General features: G+C 32.4%; 20 protein-coding genes and 4 pseudogenes. 4 read left to right on the top strand and 20 right to left on the bottom strand.

Annotated elements, in window-relative coordinates; translation table 11 throughout:
• Positions 1-507 precede the first annotated feature (507 nt).
• The 3 genes and pseudogenes from ACXKY9_RS29525 to ACXKY9_RS29515 all read right to left on the bottom strand — a co-directional run.
• Positions 508-664, bottom strand: a pseudogene (locus ACXKY9_RS29525) (zinc ribbon domain-containing protein); the annotation flags it as partial.
• A 5-nt stretch (positions 665-669) separates the two neighbouring features.
• A complete protein-coding gene (locus ACXKY9_RS29520) occupies positions 670-1,581 on the bottom strand; it encodes a DMT family transporter (RefSeq protein WP_000369347.1) in 912 nt (303 codons plus the stop codon).
• Positions 1,582-1,692: 111 nt separating this feature from the next.
• Positions 1,693-2,766, bottom strand: a complete 1,074-nt coding sequence (locus ACXKY9_RS29515; RefSeq protein ID WP_000701098.1) for a PrpF domain-containing protein — start codon at positions 2,764-2,766, stop codon at positions 1,693-1,695.
• Between the two features lie 1,356 nt (positions 2,767-4,122).
• Here ACXKY9_RS29515 and tnpB point away from each other — a divergent pair.
• Positions 4,123-5,241, top strand: a complete 1,119-nt coding sequence (tnpB, locus tag ACXKY9_RS29510) for an IS200/IS605 family element RNA-guided endonuclease TnpB (protein ID WP_015406625.1) — start codon at positions 4,123-4,125, stop codon at positions 5,239-5,241.
• Between the two features lie 1,116 nt (positions 5,242-6,357).
• Here the strand turns inward: tnpB and ACXKY9_RS29505 are convergent.
• From ACXKY9_RS29505 to tnpA, 3 genes and pseudogenes are all read right to left on the bottom strand, one after another.
• Entirely contained in the window at positions 6,358-6,654 is a 297-nt protein-coding gene (locus ACXKY9_RS29505; RefSeq protein ID WP_000929144.1) for a hypothetical protein, read from the bottom strand.
• A gap of 124 nt (positions 6,655-6,778) precedes the next feature.
• A pseudogene (locus tag ACXKY9_RS29500) lies at positions 6,779-7,891 on the bottom strand (RNA-guided endonuclease TnpB family protein).
• A gap of 11 nt (positions 7,892-7,902) precedes the next feature.
• Positions 7,903-8,307, bottom strand: a complete 405-nt coding sequence (gene tnpA, locus ACXKY9_RS29495; protein WP_000762722.1) for an IS200/IS605 family transposase — start codon at positions 8,305-8,307, stop codon at positions 7,903-7,905.
• Between the two features lie 412 nt (positions 8,308-8,719).
• Here tnpA and ACXKY9_RS29490 point away from each other — a divergent pair.
• A protein-coding gene (locus tag ACXKY9_RS29490; RefSeq protein WP_087942375.1) for an IS3 family transposase occupies positions 8,720-10,281 on the top strand; the annotation gives its coding sequence in 2 pieces (ribosomal slippage) (positions 8,720-9,353 and positions 9,353-10,281; 1,563 coding nt in all).
• A 283-nt stretch (positions 10,282-10,564) separates the two neighbouring features.
• Here ACXKY9_RS29490 and ACXKY9_RS29485 read toward each other — a convergent pair.
• From ACXKY9_RS29485 to ACXKY9_RS29475, 3 genes and pseudogenes are all read right to left on the bottom strand, one after another.
• Positions 10,565-10,711, bottom strand: a pseudogene (locus ACXKY9_RS29485) (RNA chaperone Hfq); the annotation flags it as partial.
• A 162-nt stretch (positions 10,712-10,873) separates the two neighbouring features.
• A complete protein-coding gene (locus tag ACXKY9_RS29480) occupies positions 10,874-11,689 on the bottom strand; it encodes an arylamine N-acetyltransferase family protein (RefSeq protein ID WP_000954720.1) in 816 nt (271 codons plus the stop codon).
• Positions 11,690-12,085: 396 nt separating this feature from the next.
• On the bottom strand, positions 12,086-12,499 hold the full coding sequence (locus tag ACXKY9_RS29475; protein ID WP_001206763.1) for a hypothetical protein: 414 nt from the start codon (positions 12,497-12,499) through the stop codon (positions 12,086-12,088).
• Between the two features lie 690 nt (positions 12,500-13,189).
• Here ACXKY9_RS29475 and ACXKY9_RS29470 point away from each other — a divergent pair.
• Positions 13,190-13,519 carry a hypothetical protein gene (locus ACXKY9_RS29470; protein WP_000778656.1) on the top strand — a complete coding sequence of 110 codons (330 nt, stop codon included), beginning with the start codon at positions 13,190-13,192 and terminating at the stop codon, positions 13,517-13,519.
• Positions 13,520-13,846: 327 nt separating this feature from the next.
• Positions 13,847-14,932 (top strand): annotated as a pseudogene (xerS, locus tag ACXKY9_RS29465) (tyrosine recombinase XerS).
• 104 nt (positions 14,933-15,036) lie between these two features.
• Here the strand turns inward: xerS and ACXKY9_RS29460 are convergent.
• The 11 genes from ACXKY9_RS29460 to ACXKY9_RS29410 form a co-directional block, all read right to left on the bottom strand.
• On the bottom strand, positions 15,037-15,552 hold the full coding sequence (locus tag ACXKY9_RS29460) for a hypothetical protein (RefSeq protein WP_000763085.1): 516 nt from the start codon (positions 15,550-15,552) through the stop codon (positions 15,037-15,039).
• 83 nt (positions 15,553-15,635) lie between these two features.
• Positions 15,636-16,013 (bottom strand): hypothetical protein, encoded by a 378-nt coding sequence (locus ACXKY9_RS29455; RefSeq protein ID WP_000682816.1) that lies wholly within the window; start codon positions 16,011-16,013, stop codon positions 15,636-15,638.
• A complete protein-coding gene (locus ACXKY9_RS29450) occupies positions 16,010-16,327 on the bottom strand; it encodes a hypothetical protein (RefSeq protein WP_024927926.1) in 318 nt (105 codons plus the stop codon). The genes ACXKY9_RS29455 and ACXKY9_RS29450 overlap by 4 nt, the downstream gene beginning before the upstream one ends.
• Positions 16,328-16,503: 176 nt before the next feature.
• On the bottom strand, positions 16,504-16,638 hold the full coding sequence (locus ACXKY9_RS29445; protein ID WP_000724740.1) for a hypothetical protein: 135 nt from the start codon (positions 16,636-16,638) through the stop codon (positions 16,504-16,506).
• Positions 16,635-17,726 (bottom strand): Rap family tetratricopeptide repeat protein, encoded by a 1,092-nt coding sequence (locus ACXKY9_RS29440; RefSeq protein ID WP_001017354.1) that lies wholly within the window; start codon positions 17,724-17,726, stop codon positions 16,635-16,637. Before ACXKY9_RS29440 ends, ACXKY9_RS29445 begins: the two co-directional genes overlap by 4 nt.
• Before the next feature lie 189 nt (positions 17,727-17,915).
• Positions 17,916-18,209, bottom strand: coding sequence for an ArsR/SmtB family transcription factor (locus ACXKY9_RS29435; protein ID WP_000207869.1), 294 nt, complete (start codon positions 18,207-18,209; stop codon positions 17,916-17,918).
• Positions 18,210-18,282: 73 nt separating this feature from the next.
• A complete protein-coding gene (locus ACXKY9_RS29430) occupies positions 18,283-18,720 on the bottom strand; it encodes a disulfide oxidoreductase (protein ID WP_000420420.1) in 438 nt (145 codons plus the stop codon).
• Positions 18,711-19,169: a hypothetical protein gene (locus ACXKY9_RS29425; RefSeq protein ID WP_000887510.1), complete on the bottom strand. Its 459-nt coding sequence runs from the start codon at positions 19,167-19,169 to the stop codon at positions 18,711-18,713. Before ACXKY9_RS29425 ends, ACXKY9_RS29430 begins: the two co-directional genes overlap by 10 nt.
• Positions 19,170-19,192: 23 nt before the next feature.
• The gene (locus tag ACXKY9_RS29420; protein WP_000081052.1) at positions 19,193-19,480 is read right to left on the bottom strand and encodes a hypothetical protein; all 288 of its coding nucleotides are present in this window, start codon (positions 19,478-19,480) and stop codon (positions 19,193-19,195) included.
• Positions 19,481-19,555: 75 nt separating this feature from the next.
• A complete protein-coding gene (locus ACXKY9_RS29415; RefSeq protein ID WP_001014119.1) occupies positions 19,556-19,756 on the bottom strand; it encodes a hypothetical protein in 201 nt (66 codons plus the stop codon).
• Positions 19,757-19,788: 32 nt separating this feature from the next.
• A complete protein-coding gene (locus ACXKY9_RS29410) occupies positions 19,789-20,433 on the bottom strand; it encodes a thermonuclease family protein (RefSeq protein WP_000708139.1) in 645 nt (214 codons plus the stop codon).
• Between the last annotated feature and the right edge of the window lie 112 nt (positions 20,434-20,545).

Below are 20,545 nucleotides of genomic sequence, written 5' to 3'. Positions count from 1 at the left end.
CCTCCATTTCGGTATATGACTATTATACACCTAACGTACATTCGATAGGTAGTGGAGTAACACTTTCTGTGTGCCATCCCTTGTTCGAAGCCAATTCATCTCCCACCTACTCACTGGGCTAGGACCCTTCACGCTCCTTGAAGAAGGAGTCTTCTTGGCTAAAATGATAAAAAAAGAAGAGAGGATATACACTCTCTTCGTCAATAGTATTATACATAGAGAATAATAAGGTAAAAAACTGTAAAGAGATGAACTTTAGAATGCTTCACAAAGTGAATTACAACACAGGAACTTCCAAAAATATACATAAATATAACGTTTTTCTCTATAACATCCTAAATTTAATGAATATTCGAATCTAGGTCAGGTCTACTATTCGCCACTTGGCTTTCTAACAAACTGTTCGAAGTGAGTTCATCTCGATTAGTCTTTGCTTTTAATAGCTAAGAAATTCATCCTAAGACGGTCGAACTAAATCTCTTGTTCCAAAGGCTACTTTATTAATATTCATGCTAATAGGCTTATTGCTTCATTGTTGTTAATAACTGCACTATAATCTCTATGAAGATTTGCACCGTATATACAAGAATATACTTGTTCAGACAATGACATATCTTTCACAACTGCTACATGTTTTTGTGGAAGGAAACCTTTTATCTACTCTATTTTTTATGAACTTGCTGCCCTTCTTTGTTCTGTTTGCTGTTTATTTACACGTACTATAATTGGAATAGCAGCACTACCCATCACAAAAATAGCACCTGTAATTTGAATAACTGATGGAATACTATTATTAAACAATATATCTAGTAACAGTGAAAACAAAATGTTTAAATATAACAACGCAGATAAATTTGAAATTCTCGTAGTTAACTTATACGCCCTTCCTCTAAACCATTGATTCCCTAAACTTCCCATTGCCATTAAAAATAAAAATACTAGTACCATTGTACTATTCGTAAATACACCAATATAATTCCCCTTTGAAAAACATGCAGAGAGTACACCCGATATTATTGTTCCATATAGGTATGTATAGGCCATAATGGATAGATTATCATCCGTCTGTGCACTTCTATGTAAAAAAAATTGTGAAAATGCTAAGGATAATCCTGAAAGTAAACCTACCCCCAAATAAAGGAATGATTCATAATCAATACCACCGGTTTTTAAAACAAGAAACACTCCAAAAAAACCTACAAATGCTGCCAATATTTCTGCTCTTGTCGCACGTCTCGTCTTTGAAAAAAGGGTAATAAGACAGATAAAAATAGGACCTGTATTATATAAAACCATTGCTATGAAAAGTGAGGTTTTAGCTGCACATAAAAAAAATAATGCCTGTGAAAATGTAATAGAAAAAGCTCGAGGTAATTGTTTATAACTATTACTCCAAAATGAAATTTTCCCCATTCTTTTTATAATAAAAGGGACTAAGAATAGAAAAGGAATAAAAAACCTTGCTGTTAAAGTTACAAAGAAATCTCCTGATATAATAGCATGTTCTGCAAAAAATCCAGAAAGTGAAAAGCTAATTCCTGAAAGAACCATAAAAAATGTCGCTTTTTTAAGATTATCCATTTAATTTAAGCCTCCTTAATAAATATAAGCACCGAGAAACGTTATTCTTTAAATTTCTCGGTGCTTAAAAAATGTGCCATTAAAACTATATCAAGAAAAACAATGCATTGATCAAGGTATTATTAATTCGCCTTTAAAAAGTAACCTTGCTGTTCGTGTAATACTAGATTTCTTAATTACATATCCATTAGATGACTCCTCAATAACTGATTCTGTTTGAATTTTCCCCGCTGGGTGTTCGATTATAATTTGATTCAATTTTTTCATTTTATTTAAATCATTATTTTTTGCAACATGGTATGCAGTTGTACCATTAATTTTTATGGCTGCTGATAATGCGAGCGATCCTGTTACTGCATGAGTGCTATGACATTGGTGAGGAATAAAATATCTTGATGTAATAGTGCCAGATTCCCTAGGTTTTGAAATTACCGCAATCTTAGGGATGACCTTATTTGATACATCACCTAAATTTGCAAGACAAGCCACCTTTTTTCTAATAAGATCAATGTCATGTAAAAATGTTTTATTTGCATTTAACACATCTGGACTTTCATTTCCTATAATTCCTAATTCACTGGCTCGAATTATAATTAATGGCACTGATACATCGACACAAGATACATTAATTCCATTAATAACATCCGTTTTTGCACCTGTAGGAAATAACTTCCCTGTAACTGAGCCGATTGAATTTTTAAAATTCAAATCTATCGGAGCTCCTGTACCCGGAACACCGTCAATTTTAATATCTCCGTTATATACAACATTTCCGTTTTTAGTGGCTATAGTTGATTCAACAATTACATTTGTATTTAAATTTCTAATTGTTATAGTTTCTTTTCCTGACCCGACTTTAATCAATCCGCTCTCTACTGCATAAGGAGCAACAGCTGCAATTATATTCCCACAATTTACACTATCGTCTAATATCCTTCTCTTTAAATCCGCCTGTAAAAATAAATAATCAATATCTATTCCTGGTGTAGTGGAAATTCGAATAATTGCAATTTTATTTGATAAAGGATCTAACGTACCCATCCCATCAACACCACGAGCATTTCCTGCCCCTAACGCTTTTAAAATAACCTCATCTCTAATTGATTTATTTGAAGGTAAATGTTTATCTAAAAAAAATAATCCTTTTGACGTTCCTCCACGCATAACAAAACAAGGTATTTTCATTTATTAGCATCTCCTTTTTATGTGTATCCTTTTTTATTTTTTAATTATCATATACAAAAAAATAAATTTTAATGATATTACTAAATCTAATCAAAGAAAAAAATATTACTTAACAATCTCGTCCCTCCTCCATATTTCTAAAATTGAAAAGATAATATTGGTAATTATGTAAATCACCTCCTACAACTTGGTATCCATTCTAACAATAAAATATAAAATAAGTAACAAATTACTTTGTATAAATAAAATATATAAAATTCAGAATTTTAAGAACAATAATTATTACCTATCCCTTTCACTAGGATGAGACGCTTCACGGTCATTAAGGGCAGAGACTTCCTTGCCAAAGGAATGTCCTATATCTCATGCATCCTAAGATATTTGTTGAATATATTATATCTAGGCTCATGTTACCACAATTTTAAAATACCGTTCACAGAATTTACGGTATAGAAAAGCCTACGCAGGACTTTAGTCCGTCTTTAGACTTGGGATGAACTCATCGTTTTTGTATAGCAAAACAAGGTATACTTTATTCATAGTCATGCAAAAGACGTAAATACATTTGAGAACCAACAATCTGTACGGTATGATCACAGTACCATAGCCTACGAAACTATACGGTCTGTTGTGGGATTGGTGATGGCACACCGCAATCTTTACACTTCAGCGGTACAAGAAATGGATTTGGCCTTTGGTAGCAAGAATCCTACTGACGTTAGTTGGCCACTTTAGGGGAGGAGTGTCAATTTTGTACGAATAGAAATGGAATTCCTTTTAAATTAAAGCTTCTAGAAGCATTATATGGAAGAGTAGCAAAATAAGCCTTAATACTGTTACTAGTGCAGCTGCTTATTTATAGTTCAATTTGTTCACACAGTCTAATGTTAATCTAATTTTTTGCCGTTTTAAAAAACCTTCTATCTCCAGCACTGTACGTAATTTACTTTTCAGAATTTCATCTAATAGAACCTTGATATTCTATTGTATACATTCTTCAACAAAGACTTATTCTAAAACTGGGATTACAGAACTAAACATAGGTAATGAAATAACAATGGCTAAAAGTTTTTATATTTTGAAATTATAATTATCCTGCTCTATAAACTGGGATACTTCATAAAACTACTTAATTTAATAAGATAAGTAGTTTTATCATTTTAGCCAAGAAGACTCCTTCCTCAAGGAGCGTGGAGGGCACAGCCCAGTGAGTAGGGGGGAGATGAATTGGCTTCGAACAAGGGATGGCAGGAAGCCATCTTAATTGTTCGACATACAGAAAGTGTTACTCCACTACCTATCGAATGTACGTTTGGTGTATAATAGTCATATACCGAAATGGAGGTGAATCAAATAATGATGAATAAAGCCTATAAGTTTCGTATCTATCCAAATCAGGCACAAGCAATTCTAATCAACAAAACGATTGGGTGTTCTCGCTTTGTATTCAATCATTTCCTATCCTTATGGGATCAAGCATACAAAGAGACAGGAAAAGGCTTGACCTATGGTACATGCTCTGCCAAACTACCTGCCATGAAGAAAGAGCTTGTTTGGCTAAAAGAAGTGGATAGTATTGCGATTCAGTCGTCTGTTCGCAACCTTGCGGATGCTTATACACGCTTTTTCAAAAAACAAAACAGCGCACCGCGCTTTAAATCTAAGAAGAACAACGTACAATCTTATACCACAAAACAAACAAATGAAAACATTGCCGTTGTAGGGAACAAAATAAAGTTGCCGAAACTAGGCCTTGTTCGATTTGCCAAAAGTCGCGAAGTAGAGGGGCGTATTGTAAATGCTACAGTTAGACGGAACCCTTCTGGTAGATATTTTGTGTCACTAATAGTTGAAACAGAAGTACAAGAACTTCCGAAAACACATTCTTACATTGGAATAGATGTAGGACTAAAAGATTTCGCTATTTTGTCAGATGGAACACACTATGAAAATCCGAAGTTTTTCCGATCATTAGAAGATAAGTTGGCGAAAGCACAGCGTGTTCTTTCTAGAAGAATGAAAGGATCTTCTCGCTGGAATAAACAACGAGTAAAGGTAGCTAGAATTCATGAATACATATCAAATGCTAGAAAAGATTACTTGGACAAAATTTCAACTGAAATCATCAAAAACCACGATGTTATCGGTATAGAGGATTTGCAAGTATCGAATATGTTAAAGAATCATAAGTTAGCAAAAGCAATTAGTGAGGTATCTTGGTCGCAATTTCGATCCATGTTAGAATACAAAGCAAAATGGTATGGCAAACAAGTCATTGTCGCATCGAAAACATTTGCTTCCAGCCAATTATGTTCTTGTTGTGGATATCAAAATAAAGACGTTAAAAATCTAAACCTACGTGAATGGGACTGTCCTTCTTGTCGTACACATCATGATAGGGATATTAACGCAAGTATCAATCTAAAGAATGAAGCGATAAGGCTTCTAACCGCAAGGACTGCGGGGTTAGCCTAATCAATTAGAGTTCGATAGAACTCTAATTGATTAGGAATCCCTCACTTCTAAACGAAGTGAAAGTGGGGGTAGTTCAAGAAATGGCCAAAGAACTCAATTCCAACTTAACACTCAAAAGAATAGGATATATAACTTAAATCATATAAATATACAGTTAAATTACACAATTAGAAGCAAAACATAATAGATTTGTAATGGAAATTACATATTTTCTTGATTTTTTGATGCATTTTCATAAAATAATCCATGTCGAAAAAAGTCGAATGTTCATATATTATCTTTGTTTTTCAGTTGTAAACGCTTTATTGTTATGATATTATCATAGTCGAACAATAGATGGTAATAAGCCGTAAAGGATTTCTTTGCCTATGCCTCGTAAAATTGTACGGATAAATCATGAAAATAGGCTATAGGTCCAATGGAATATGAGATATCTTATACTATATTCAACGAAATTTCATCGCTAAAAATACTGTGAGCTCAGTTAAACCAACTTTTTCATTATGTCCCTAACTAGTTTTTACAATTCAGCTTAAAGATTCTCAGAAGTTAACTCATCCAATTTAGTAAGCTAAAATTTATTCTGTATCTATGAAACGTGAGCAAAAAGGATTCTACCAATAGAAACCAGCTAAGTGATTAAAGATATCCAAAATATTATCTTTATTACCATCTATAGTTAATTACGTATTTACCAACTATAAAAAAAGAACCTAGGTAGGTTCTTTTTTTATTTCTTAAAAGATATATTTAAATTTTTCAAGGTCATTACACTTAATAATAATATTGCCATATTATCAATATTTATCTTTTTTATAAGAATAAACTTTTAGTAAGTAAAATCAAAAATCCCAACTTCTTTCCTACATTAGAAAAAAGGTATTGAAAATATCCAGAATAAATATTTTCAATACCTTTTTTGACGTAATATGAATCAGAAAATCTATAAAATGATAGCAATCACATAAAAAAAGCAATTCATAAAAACTTTCTTCTTTTATAAACTGGAACGTTTGGATCGTTCATGCTCATAACGTTCATTAACCATATTTTTCAATTCATTCCATAATAATATTGTTTCATCAATTCCCTTGATTAGATCATCTATGCTGGGAACTATACTATTATTAATTTTCGGCTGAAATGTAATAGTAATTGGATCATCTCACATCTTAATTTCCTCATATAAAATGTTTTATAATCATATGCATCAGCAGCTGTGCCCAAGTTATCAGTTATTTTATCTAATACACTTAAAAATTCTACATACTTCTCCCTATGAGCGCCATCAAAAAAAGGCCCTTTCCACATCGTCCAATGCTCATACAAAGTATCAAAAAGTAATGCCCATCCGTTATGTACTCTATTATGAGAAAATGACTTTTGATCTAATTCTTGTGAACTACCCGCCACTTAACGTCCTAACGGACTGTTTGAAGTGGGGGCTTCTCGGTTAATCATTACTTTTAATAGCTAACGAATTTGTCCTTAGACAGCCGAGCTAACTCCCTTGTTCCAAAGGTTATTTTATTGCTATTTATCCTAACGCTAATAGTCGTATTGCTTCATTTTTGATATTGATAGCTGCGTTATAATCTCTATCGAGATTTACACCGCATATACAAGAATAGATTCGTTCAGACAAAGTCATATTTTTCATATTCCCACAATTGCTACATGTTTTGGTGGAAGGAAACCATTTGTCTATTTTCAAAAGTTGTTTTCCTTGTTCGTTTAGTTTATAAGCTAAGAAAGAAGTGAACATACCCCACCCATTATCAGCGACACTTTTTCCAAAATGAAGTGCTTGCGACATTCCTTTCATGTTTAGATCTTCAATAGCTACGACATCAAAATGAATAGCTAACTTTTTAGACTCATGATGAAGGAAATTCTTACGTTAGTTAGCTACTTTCTCATGTAATTTAGCTACACGAATACGTTGTTTCTGCCAACGCTCAGAACCTTTATTGCGCCTTGATAATACTCGTTGTGCCTTTGCTAATCGGTCTAACATGTTACGATAGAAATTAGGATAATTGGCTTTCTCATCCTCAGAACTAACGTATAATCCATCCATCGCAAAGTCTAACCCCACAACTGTTTCTACTTCTTTTTGTACAATTTCTTTTTCATATTCAGTCAAGATGGACACATAGTATTTACCCGTAGGAGTCATAGAAATCGTACATGACTTGATTCTATAATTTTGTGGTATCTCTCTATGTTGTTTGATACGTACCATTTTCAATTTTGGCAATTTGATATGACGATTTAGCAACATAATATTTCCGTTTACTACATTCGTTGTATAAGACTTTCTGTCTTTTTTACTTTTGAATGTTGGGAAGTCATTTTGACCACTAAAGAAATTCTTATAGGCAGTTTGCAAGTTTATTTGAGCATTTGCCAAAGCTAATGAATCCACTTCTTTTAACCACTCAAATTCTGCTTTATATTTCGCGGGAGTTGGAGGCTTTTGTTTCTTTAGTTGTTCCTTATCATCTTTGTATTTTTCGTACGCTTCTTTTCGTTCAGCTAACATTCTATTATACACAAAACGTACAAAACCGAAGGTTTTACGCATAAGATATGCTTGTTCTTCTGTTGGATACAAACGGAATTTATATGCCTTATTGTGCTTTGTCATATCATTTCACCTCACTTTTCACCTTGATTTTCAATATATTTCTTTACTACGTTTATTGGAGAACCGCTAGTAGTTAATAAGCAAAAACTTCTTGACCAAAACATCTCTTTCCAAAGTTTTGTTTTCACTCGTGGAAAGTCTCTCTTGATGAGTCGAGAACTTGCACTTTTATAAGCATTAATAAATTTTGTCATTTCTGTATTCGGATGAGCCTTGAACAAAATATGAACATGGTCTACATCATGATTCCACTCTACCAATGTTATGTTATAATTCTCTGATAACCTGACAAACATATCTTTTGCATAGTCTGATATATCATCATTGAACACATTTCTTCTATATTTCACAACCAATACAAGGTGATAATATAGCAAGAACACCGAATGATTATTATTATTATTATCTAATTTCATTGATATACCAATCTTCATTCTTTATAAGACTGATTCTATCAGAGGGAAAATAAAAAGCAAAGCCTTTTGGCTCCGCCAAACCGAAATTTATCTCCCACCTATCGTCGGGCTACGCCCTTCACACGCTTGAGGAAGGAGACTTCTTTCGGGAAATACGTTAAAATTTCTAGATAAGTAGAAAACTCTTTGTCATTAGATTTAAATCCTTGTATAATCTCTATTTTATTCTCTACAAACAATTTTTTCTTTTTTCTCCTTATGAAAAAGATAAGGTCATGCTCTCCAATTTTATCTTTTCTATTTGTGAATTTGTAAGACAAAAAAAGAATCCTTATAATAAGGATTCTGATATGCTCCCTATTAGGTAGACAGATAAAAAATAAAAATCTGTTATCTAAGGGGAGTATTTTTTATGGCTAGAATGAAATATTCTAAAGCTGAAAAATTGGCGATTTTAGCTCTTTATAAAGATGGTCATCATTCAATAGCTGACATTACGGCAAAGTTTTCTGTTGATCCTGGGACGATTAGAGATTGGAAAAGAAGGTATGAAGTGAATGGTGAAGACGGCCTAGAAGAAGCACTTTCTTGGAAGCGTTACTCAAAAGAGCTAAAGTTAGCAGCCGTCAATGATTATCTATCAGGACACGATTCGTTAAACAAGATTATCCAAAAATACAATATATCCAGTACTGCGGTTTTGAGAAAATGGATTAAAAAGTATAATAGTCATAGAGAACTAAATGATACCGGTAAAGGAATGACAAACTCTATGACAAGTAGAAGAAAAACAACGTTAGAAGAACGAATTCAAATTGTGAATTACTGTATACAACATCAGAAAAACTATCAGCTCACTGCCGAAAGTTATGAAGTTTCTTATCAACAAGTATATCAATGGGTCAAGAAGTTTGAAGCAAATGGTGAAGAAGCACTACAAGATAAACGCGGTCGAAAGAAAGAAGAATATGAATTAACAGCTGAAGAAAAGTTTAAACTGGAAATGAAACGTTTAGAACGAGAAAATGAACGATTACGTGCAGAAAATGCTTTTTTAAAAAAGTTAGAAGAACTCGAAAGGAGGCGTCGTTAACAAGCGTTCGTCTACAAAATAAATATAGAGCGATTCAAGATTTACATGCGCATGAAAATTTGGCAGTAATCCTTTTATGTGAAATTGCCGGTGTATCTCGTGCTGCTTATTATAAATGGCTACAGCGTACGCCAACAGCTAGAGAATTAGAGAATGAAGCAATTCTTCTGGATATTCAAGCTATTTATGCACGAGTAGAAGGCATTTATGGGTACCGAAGAATGAAATTAAATATTAATAGAATGTATCATAAAAAGTTTAATCACAAACGCATTTATCGCTTAATGCACATTGCTGGATTACAGTCCGTGATTCGTCGGAAAAGAAAGCGCTATGTTCCCTCAACTGCGCAATATGTCGCTGAAAACCGACTAAATCGTGAATTTACTGCAAGCAAACCCAATGAAAAATGGGTAACAGATGTCACGGAGTTCAAATTAGGAAACGGAAGGAAAACGTATTTAAGCGCCATTTTAGATCTTTATGATGGGTCTATTATTAGTTATGTATTGGAACATTCAAACAATAATAAATTGGTATTTCAAACATTGGATCAAGCTATCACTATATTAAAAGAGAATGAACATCCATTGATTCATAGTGATCGAGGGTATCAATATACGTCACATGGGTTTAAGAGAAAGATAGAAAAGGCAAAAATGATTCATAGCATGTCACGTGTAGGAAAATGTATAGATAATGGACCAATGGAATCGTTTTGGGGGACGTTGAAGTGTGAAAAGTATTACCTACATAAGTATGAGACATTTGAAGCGTTACAACAAGCGATAGATAATTATATCCAGTTTTACAATAATGAACGTTACCAAGAAAAATTAAACGGCTTAAGCCCATTAGAATACAGGGTTCAAGCCGCTTAAAGTGTTTTTTATTATTTCCACTGTCTACTTGACAGGGAGCTGTTCATTCTGCAACAGGAAAGATCGAACATATATTAATAAAAAGAATTACTCATATTATAATTTGAAAATAAGCCATAAATATTAAGAAATTTTATAACGAATTGAATATTCGCACTAACTTTATTATAATTGATTAAGAGTTGGAGTAGTAATCTGTCATCTGTTCCTTTATTTTAAAGAAGGTTGATTTCAACCTTCTTTTTTTTGTTGTTTTTCCCTCCTTTAAAAAAAGGAAAAAGAATTACTTAATGATTGTGGAAATTGCTTTTTTGTAGACTAGTTGTTGCTTGCCATGAACCATCATAAGAATGGCAAATTTATCCGTTGCAATAATCTGCCCAAGTATAGGAACCTCACTCTTTAAAAATATAGTAAAATTCCCTTTTTCTTAGTAACTTAATTCCATTTAATTATCTGAATATAGGTAAGTTTAAAAGAGCTTTGAACACGAAAAAAGCGAAATCCTATAATTTTTTGTTCAGTATTAACGTGTGCAGAAACATACAATTTTCGCGAAATAATATGGTGAACCTTTACAATTAACTTCAGGCTATATGTCTAAAAATATATTGAATTTATCTCTAAGTATTTGATAATATTGTTTCACTGTTATTTCTTTTTTAGACTTCTTTCCGTGCCGAGTTTCGGTAAAACTTTTCTCAGTAAGTGCAATATGACCGTTTCCAATTAATTTGCAAATAATACTCCCCTTATTTACTGGCGATTCTAGATGCTCTATAACCATATTTTGTATAGCATTTATTTTCTTTTCATCAATTGCATTTAAATAAAAAGCGTAGCCGATAGACCAGGTATCAGTAAGATCCGAATCAAGAAAATGAGAAGTTTCCCCATTTTTCCCTTTTTTCATTTCAAATACATAGGTCCCTTTCTCTGTATTTTGCCTACGAACACGATATTCTCCCGTTACAGAAGTCACACTGTCACCATGAAAAGGAACAGGATGTAAAGGAAGATAGGATGCAAAACCAGCATCTATTATATAGTTTTCATTTTTGTGCTGTAAAACGATAAGTGCGTGTCCATCATCCGGGTTCCACTTTCCTATTTTCGAATCATAAAGGGTTCCAGCTATTCGATACACATTAAATCCACAATCACACAAAAAATAATATAATAAAGAATTAATCTCATAGCATAATCCTCCACGATTCTTTAAAAGTAGTTTTTCTTCAATAGTTTCTCTAGAAAATTCTTGTATATTTCCTTCCATGATGTCTATGTTTTCATACGGTAATAAGTGCCCCATCTGTAAAAGAATTGTATGCAAATCTTCAAAATTCACATTTTCTTTTGGTGGAATTTTTAACTTTAAGAAAAACTTTTGTTGTAATTCAGTTAACATTATATATCCCCTTCCATTTATAAAAAATTCATTTAATATTATATTAAGAATAACGGTTATAAAATATACAGAGTGAATAACAAATTTCAGAGAACCGTGTAACATTAAACATTAGCGGACATTTAGAAGCAAACACTAAAAAATCTCTTATTTTTTTTAATCCACATTTTTGTTATTTGGGTATTTTTATTTATTCTGCCAAAAGGAGAATAAGTTTAATTCAGAAGAGAGCTAAATGTGATTTCAAAAAGTGTATTTCGTGATACATCTAAGAATAAAATTTTTTAGATGTAATTATTATTAATTTGTATTTTTAATTAAATTTTTTATTTAAAGTCCATTAGTTACAGGTAAATTATGTAAATATTTGCAACTTTCGAGTAGCCTTTAATTCTTCTATTTATACATATAATACTCTTTATATCGTTCGAACTTCGATTTTTTTGTTTGTGGTGGTATTATGGATGACTTTAATGATTTAGATGATGCTACTTGCTTTGGCATTTGTAATACGCCCCGTTTCTTGAGCTCTCTATACAAATTACTCACATTGCACCTCAGTTTTTTTGCAATAGTTGGATATTCCTCTCCTTGATTAAATAATTGTACTGCTTTTTTACATTTTGAGTCCCATTTTTCTTCTGTCGTTTGAAATTTTTGAGTTCGTTTTTTAACTATATTTTTTTCTAATTTAATTCTCTCTCGTTCTATTTTACACCGCTTGGCACAATACTGTTCTGCGTCTGCATGACTTCCGAAATGCTCCTCCTGTAAACGTATCATTTGTACTTTTTTCGCAATTTCTCTCAATTTACAGTCACCTCATTTTGTTTAGTGAATTCTACAAGAACTTGATCCCACTTTATAAGTAGGCTATAAATGCTCACATTACCCTTAAGATAGCTTTTAATATACTATTTCGAAAAATTATAATCATCTCTATTTTTACATAATTGTAAACTATAGTAAATTGATAATGTTGACACAGAATATTCTAAACCTTAATTCTCACTATACACATAAATAAACTCTATATTTCCTTTGCTTGAAAAATGGAGAAATTAGCCCAAATCTAAGTTATAGATGTATACACCTATCTTTATTACAAATACTTTACCTATTGTAGCTAGGGCGCAATAAAAAAGAATGCAGACATGTTTTGCACTCTTTTTTATTAACTCTTATATTATTTTTTCACCACAGTCAGCTCCTTAAAGCTCAAAGTTCTTAAATGACTCTGAGCATTATTTTTGTATGAATTAAAGATTTTACTTAATTAAGATTAGATTACTATAGATAATTGATTTTTTTATATTAAGTTTATATTTTTTTGTCAAAATAGTTTAGAGATTCATGTCCTTGTACACTAGCAGATGGGATATAGATGTTATAATACTAATTGTATGAACTTAAGAAATCGCACTTATCTAAATATAAACTTTGTTTATTTAGATACTCCAAAAATTCTACTAATACATAAAAATTAAGGAGTGAAAGTAATTGAAACTAACACATGCCACTTTAGAGATGGATTCTAATGGGAATATTCGTAAAGAAGATAACATGGTCACAATCATTGTAAAGCCAGACACAGGTAACTCTGTTCGTTTATTTTGTAAGATTGATCCAGATCAAAATACTCTTATTGCTTTTAATACGGCCATTATGGGTATTGTCTGTCCTTGTTGTAATTCAAACACATTTACATGTTCTACACTCTATAACAAAAGACATAAATTACTTCGTGAAGCCTATGAGCTTTTAAAAGAAAATCATTCTATTCGTTTAAAATTACTATATGACCAATTTGGAGAATTAACAGTAAAGTGAATTTAACCATACACCAGTTCTCTATTCAATAGCATACAGAATGTAATAATAATTCTTCAATTTACAATAATTATCTCATATAATGTATCCGTTAAAAGTGTATTTAACGAACAGTTTGATGGATTTCATAGAATTGAGTATAGTAGAGGTATCAATTATATATTGATACCTCTCTTCTTTTTCAAAAACTATTATGGTATCCATATATGTAATCAAGTTATTTATTAAAATAGCATTCTAGCTCAAAAATCCGAATAGTTAGTTTAAATATCGGTTTAAGTATTAGTTTAAAAAATAATTTACATTATTTGATTTGATGTGTACAACATGAGTAACCAAGAAAAAGAAAAGTTTAAAATACTAATAGATAAGCATAAAAGTAAAATGCCCTAGTATATCATAGAGTATGCAGAAATGAAAACAGCCCTCTCCCCCGCTACATTGTATGCTTACATTACTGAATTTGAAAAGTTTCTAAAATGGCTTATAAGTAATCGATTAGCCGTCGAAAACGGTAAGGTGGTCACTAATATATGTGATGTACCAATTTCAACACTAGAAAATCTACCATTAAATGAAGCTAGAACTTTTCAAAGATATCTACAGGGAGAAGGTATTGAGACAAGAGCTATTAACAGAACTTTCTCCGCTTTAAAATCCCTATTCAAGTACTTAGCTCTAAATACAGAGAATGAACAAGGGGAAAATTACATCTCTCGTAATGTAATGGAGAAAATTGAACTGCATAAGGAGAAAGTAGATGCAGCAGCAAGAGCAGATGACGTTGCAAACATGATATTTAATGAAAAAGATGATGTTGCTTTTCTTCAATTTCTAGCAAATGATTATGGTGAAATATTGAAAGATATATCACCAAAAAAATATAATTTTTTTCAGCGTGATAAAGAAAGAGACATAGCCATTATAAGCCTCATTTTAGGCACTGGGCTTCGAGTTTCTGAGGTAGCTAGTCTTACTATATCTAGCATAAACTTCCGCCAGGGGAAAGTAAAAGTAACGCGTAAAGGTAATAAGAGATCTTCCGTATTAGCTACTCGCTCTTGCTTAGATGATATTCAGGAGTACATTAAGGTTCGTCCTAGTAAATATAACTGCCCTCAAGATGAAGACTTACTTTTTGTAACAAATTATAAGGGGAAATATACACAGTTAACTGTTAGAGCTATACAGAAGTTATGTGATAAATATTCAAGTGCATTTGATGAGAAGCGTAGCCCTCATAAACTACGGCACACATATGCTACAAATCATTATAAGGAAAACAAAGACCTAGTATTACTCCGAGATCAACTTGGCCACACTTCTGTAGAAGTTACTAGTATCTATACAAATATTAATAATGAGAAGAAACGTGAGGCTGTTGATCGCTTGGAAAGAAGACAATTTGAATAAAAAATACTAATAATTGCACAAAATCAACATTTTGTGCAATTATTTAGGGGAAGCTACATTGTCATAGCTTCCTCCTCTTCATTAAAGTATCCGATAAAACCTCTTCACTTTTTATCCCATTCAAACAAATTTTCTAAAATCTCCTCAGCCTCTCTAGATAAGACATTCTTCCTACAGTTAATTAATAACTCAGGGAGAGTTGTTTGTAAAAATAACCAAAATGATTCAACATGCGCTGCTACAAACTGATTACCTTTAGAAAGTACACACTCGTGTCTCAAAGTCCTCCAATATTCCATTTGTGTAATTATCAATTCGCTAACTTCAAAATAACAACTATGTGATTTTCCTGTAGTAATTAAGTCGAATACTTTTCTTTCCCAGAATTCATCGTTTGGAATTTCGTCTGTTTTCTTCTTTCGTTCCCTACCATACCCAATGGGAGCATATGAACTTTCTAATGCTCTGTGCTTCACTACACTTAAGAAAAATAAATATGACATGATATACGCTGACCTATAAGCTCCTGCTTTATAACATAATATTCCCTCTTCAATAAGACCCATAGCAGCTTCCGGAAATTCTATTTCACTAATAAACTTTTCAATCTCTAATTTCACTTTCTTTTCTCCTTTAACTTTTTCATTATTTAAAGAACATTAGTTTTAATTTCTTTTTATAATAATATTAGGAATTTATGATGTTAATATGACAACTCATCTTTCAACTCTTCAAGATATACATCCCTAACTAATTTACAAAAACCTATATATTCTCCGAAATAATCGCTAAATTGCTTTATAAACCCTTCTCTTTCTTCAATATTATGAGACCATATAAACATACTCCCCATCAATTCACCTATCTCCCTTTCAATTTCTTTTAATTCATCTGGCGATATACCTTGCGGGTAATCATTAAACCACTCCAACCAATCAGAAATTAGCTCCTCCACAGAGGATACTCCGGATTCTGAGCAAAAATTAAATTCCCTTTTTCCTGCTGTAATAAATCCGTCTAAATCATTTAAAATTAGACGGATTATATATGAAGTACTCACATTTCCGATACTATGTTTCATATATTCTCCTCCTTATCATTTTTTTCATCCAATGAAATGTGTTTGTTATACCATCTATTTATTTTTCCCTTGTAATACTTTTCGACTTCATAATCAGGAATCCAAATTTTACGATCATAGATTTTACTCATTACCCTTTCTAAAACATCCTCATGTTCTCTCGCTTTCAATCTACGGTTATGAACTTTAATCTTCTCTATATAAGCCTCTCTCAGCCAAGTTGATATGGTTTCACGCTGTTTTTGCTTTAGGTGAGACCATTTCTTATTGATTTGCAATAGTTGTCCCTGAGGGCTCCTGATATGATTCTTTATTGCTCTTCACTCCCCAATCGTATTTTTTCTTATTTGAACCAAAGACGTAGTAGGCCTCGAATCACGGCATACGCTTTAACAATTTTACGAATTGAACCTTATGAAAACATCCAATCAATAAAAAAAGGACTAGATGATAAATCCTAGCCCTTTTTATTATACATTAAATTAGTGTATCAACCACCGTGATCTCCAACTGAAAGACTTTGAATTACTTCGTAAGATTGTGGAGTTTTCGCTGTATTCGTCACACCTATAGTCAAGGTTATAGCCGTGACAATTCCCATTAAACTGAATACTATTTTTTTCATTTTAAAGCTCCTTCCTCAAAAAATTTTCGTTTCGCTTTCAACCCTAAATGGAAATACTTACTCGCCTCATGATGATTCTTTTCGTCATAAAATTTTGTTCCCAGCGTCTCATAAGACTCTTGAACATCTTCATACAATCCTTCTCTTTCGAAGTAATCAATTCCTGCTAGCACTACGGTTTCGAGCTTTTGAGTAGGTGAAGCATTGTTTAGCTCTTGTAAAATGAGATATCGATGTATGAACTCTTCTTGATTAAGTTTCTTACTAATATTTAATCCATTTTCAATGAGTTCTGCTGCGACATCTCGCTCGTCCAGTTTGTAATGTTCCAATGCCTTTGCATACATGGCTTTGTAATGGTTTGGAGAATTTTCAACGACTTCAGATAAATAACGAATCGCTAAAGATGATAGATTTTGTTTAGAATACATCCAACCCAAGTTATGGCGCACCATAATAATAAACTTATCTTCTCCGACTTTTTGGAACTTGTCCATTGCGGCCGCAAAATGTTCCTCTGCTAATGACCATTCTTTTAAGTTTATACAAGCTAACCCCAACAAGTTCTCACAAAAGCCGACATTACGTTCATAATCAGCATGGGCTAAAAACATTTCTTTTGCCTTTGTTGTGTACTGAAAAGAGACCAGTGAATCACAAATATCAAAATGGAATGCACCTAACTTATAATAAAATTCAGCTTTCTCAACGTCATCATTGATAAGCTCTAATAATTTTTCGGCTTGATCAAAGTGTTCTTTTGCAACCTTATAACTACCAGTTCCACTAGCATGGATAGCTTTAAAGAAATGATAATAATAAGTTAAAGTGTTGTTAGAAGGAATCTCAAAAGATTCTACTTTATCAAAACTACTTGTAGAAACACCTAAGTTATCAATTACATATTGATGACGAAAATCTAATAATGAATAGTATAATAATAAGTTCTGATCTTTTATATTTTGAATTTTACCATCAATTTCTTCTTTTAAACGATGCGCATTGCTTATGCGCCGTGCACGAATTTCCACATACCAATCATTTAATAAGCCCAGAATCTGTTCGTTTCCTTTGATTGCTATATTCATAATCTACCCCCTCAATACCAATTATCATATTTTCTTTTAATAATATAATAACAGAATTTGTAATTTAATAGGTGTATTTTTGAATATATATCAATAAAATTCAAAATATTAAAACTATTATTCTAAAACTATAGTAAAACAAGAACCCAAAAATGAAATGAGGTTCTTGTTTTACCGTTCAAGACTATTCTATAAACCTAGTACACTAACAATCTGACATGCCTTTGAATTTACAATATGATAATACATCTCTAATCCCCTTCTTTCCGAACGAAGAATCTTCCCACGCATTTTAGATAAATGCTGAGATACCGTAGATTGAGGAATATTTAATAGCTCCGTTAATTGTGTTACATTACAAATCTTGCGGTGTTCTAGCTCCTTCACGATTTGTAATCTAACTGGATGGGCCATAATCTTTAATAATTCTACATCCGCCTCTGGGATTTTGTGCATTTCATTACTTGCTTGAATAGTTGTCATTTTAATTTCTCCTTTTTAGTTTCCTTTTTTATTTTTAAGTTATAAGTATTTTGTGTTTATATGAGTATATCGATTATAATCGCTGTGTTATTTGTTCTTTTGTCTCTTTATCAGGTTTAATATATAAAAGTACTATGATGGCTAAAATTCCAACAAATGATAGCATAGGTATCGAGATGAAACCAAATAAATTCAGATAATCTTCTGTACAAGAAACTCCTACTGAACATATCTTCATCTCACTAGCTGGAAACGTTTGAATTGTAATTTGATATACAGATAACATTAAGCCGATACACGCAAATGGGAATGCATACGTGCTGACGTTCGGATCTTTTCTGTACATTCCTATCCCCAATATTAATACTAATGGATACATGGCCATCCTTTGATACCAGCACAAATCACATGGAGGTAACTTCATCCATTCACTAAAAAACAAACTAATCAACATTGCACTTATAGCGATTGTCCAAGCGCAGAAAATATGATACTTACGGATCAGTTCCATTTTGTATACTCCTTACGTCCATCGTCTATCGGTACAAAATATGTATTTGCCTTTTGAATAAAATCTAGTAAAACATACTTATCAGGATCCATCGGCTTTCTTACTCCGTTTATTAACTGCTTCATTCTAGTACTTACTGTTTCTATTATTTCAGACTCATTTACTAGCATATGAATAATAGAATCTTTTGCTTGTTCATCGAATGCGGACTGAAAATTCGCATGTGATAGTATCTCTTGTTGATATGTTTCATCCTGTAAAAATCTTAATATAATTTCATGGCTGTATGCCGGTTCAACATGCGAAAGGCAATCTATGAGTTTTCGCAAAAAATCTTTTACATGTTTATTTTCATCTTTAGAATAATCTGGACAATACGTTCCGATATACTGAATACCTGGTGAATTAGAAAAACAAAAATACGGTTCTAAAGATTTCGTATCAAGCATGTGATACTACCTCACTTTTCTATTTAGAATGTCACTAACTTATTTCCGTATTTGGAATAGCCTGTTTCTATGGATAGTATCCAATCATTTAAATCTTCCCAGTCATATCCCTTATCTTTTAAATCTGGTGGAAAGCGATTCTCAAAATTATCACGCATTCCATACATAGTTTCTAATGCTTTCTCTAGTGGACCGAATCCATATACAACATGTGTTTTCACTCGTTTGTTTTTCTTTTCTGCTACAACCAAATATACATATCGTTTTTCCTTTGCTAAAACAAACTTCAAGACCCCCGGCATTTGACTCATCTTCAACTTCCCCTTTCAGTTTTCCTTACTCTTATCTTTTACGTATGAGTAAGGAAAACTGGTATTTGTATCATATTAACTCAAGAGATGTCTCGTTTTTTTGCTCTGAAAATATAAGAATACGCTCATCATCACAATATTTATTACACCAGCTGCAGCCCCGATTTTTGAAATAACATATACATATTCATTACTACTAAACGGCAAGAGACTCAAAAAAATAAAGAAAGTTGAAATAAAAAAAGATAAGAACATGTTTCTTTTGTTTCCATTCATTTATGGACCTCCTTTTTGAATAAGTATCGATATTAAGCTGCATCATTGCGGTTATAGTGGCGGTTCTTTTCATCTACAAATCCTTTAATGTTCCACACACCAGCCCTTGTTTCTTTTGCTTCTTTTTCTGCTTCTAGCATTTCTGGTAGCAATGTAGTATTAGGTCTAGAAATATAGGCTATAATCCCATAACCCGATTTGATCATTATTTCGTTGATGTGTATTCCATCACAAAAGACATAAGCTAATTTCCTACCGTATTTGTCTTCTTTTTGCCCTCGATCATAAACCAAAGTTACACTTTTCCCTTCTAGCTGTTTCCTTAAAAAGGAAGAGGCTTCTTTTCCCATCTTTTGTGGTGGGATTTTATTAGATACAGACTCAGGGGTATCTAATAAAAGTAACCTTACCGTCTGTTTCTGCCCCTTTACGTTTACGTCTATCGTATCTCCGTCTTTAATATGTAATACCTTCCCTTTAACGGTCTCTAAGCCTTTTAATTTCCCTTTATAAGCTTCTGGAATATCAACAATACCTTTCCCTTCTACGTTCTGTTGTATTCCGTTTTGTACTGCTTGGGCAGGTCTCGAATCATTTTTTGTTTGCACGGAACTGCTACATGCTGACATTTGAATTACGAATGATGTTATACAAATAGCTTTAATCCATATTTTCATATCGAAATTTCTTCCTCCTACTTAAAATACGTAAATAGCTGCATCTAATAAACAAACGGACTATTCATAGTATTTACTTCTCGATAATTACAACATAGGCAAAACTGTATCC

It is taken from the genome of Bacillus sp. 2175, from assembly GCF_057812155.1.
This window is presented reverse-complemented; position numbering and strand designations above follow the sequence as displayed.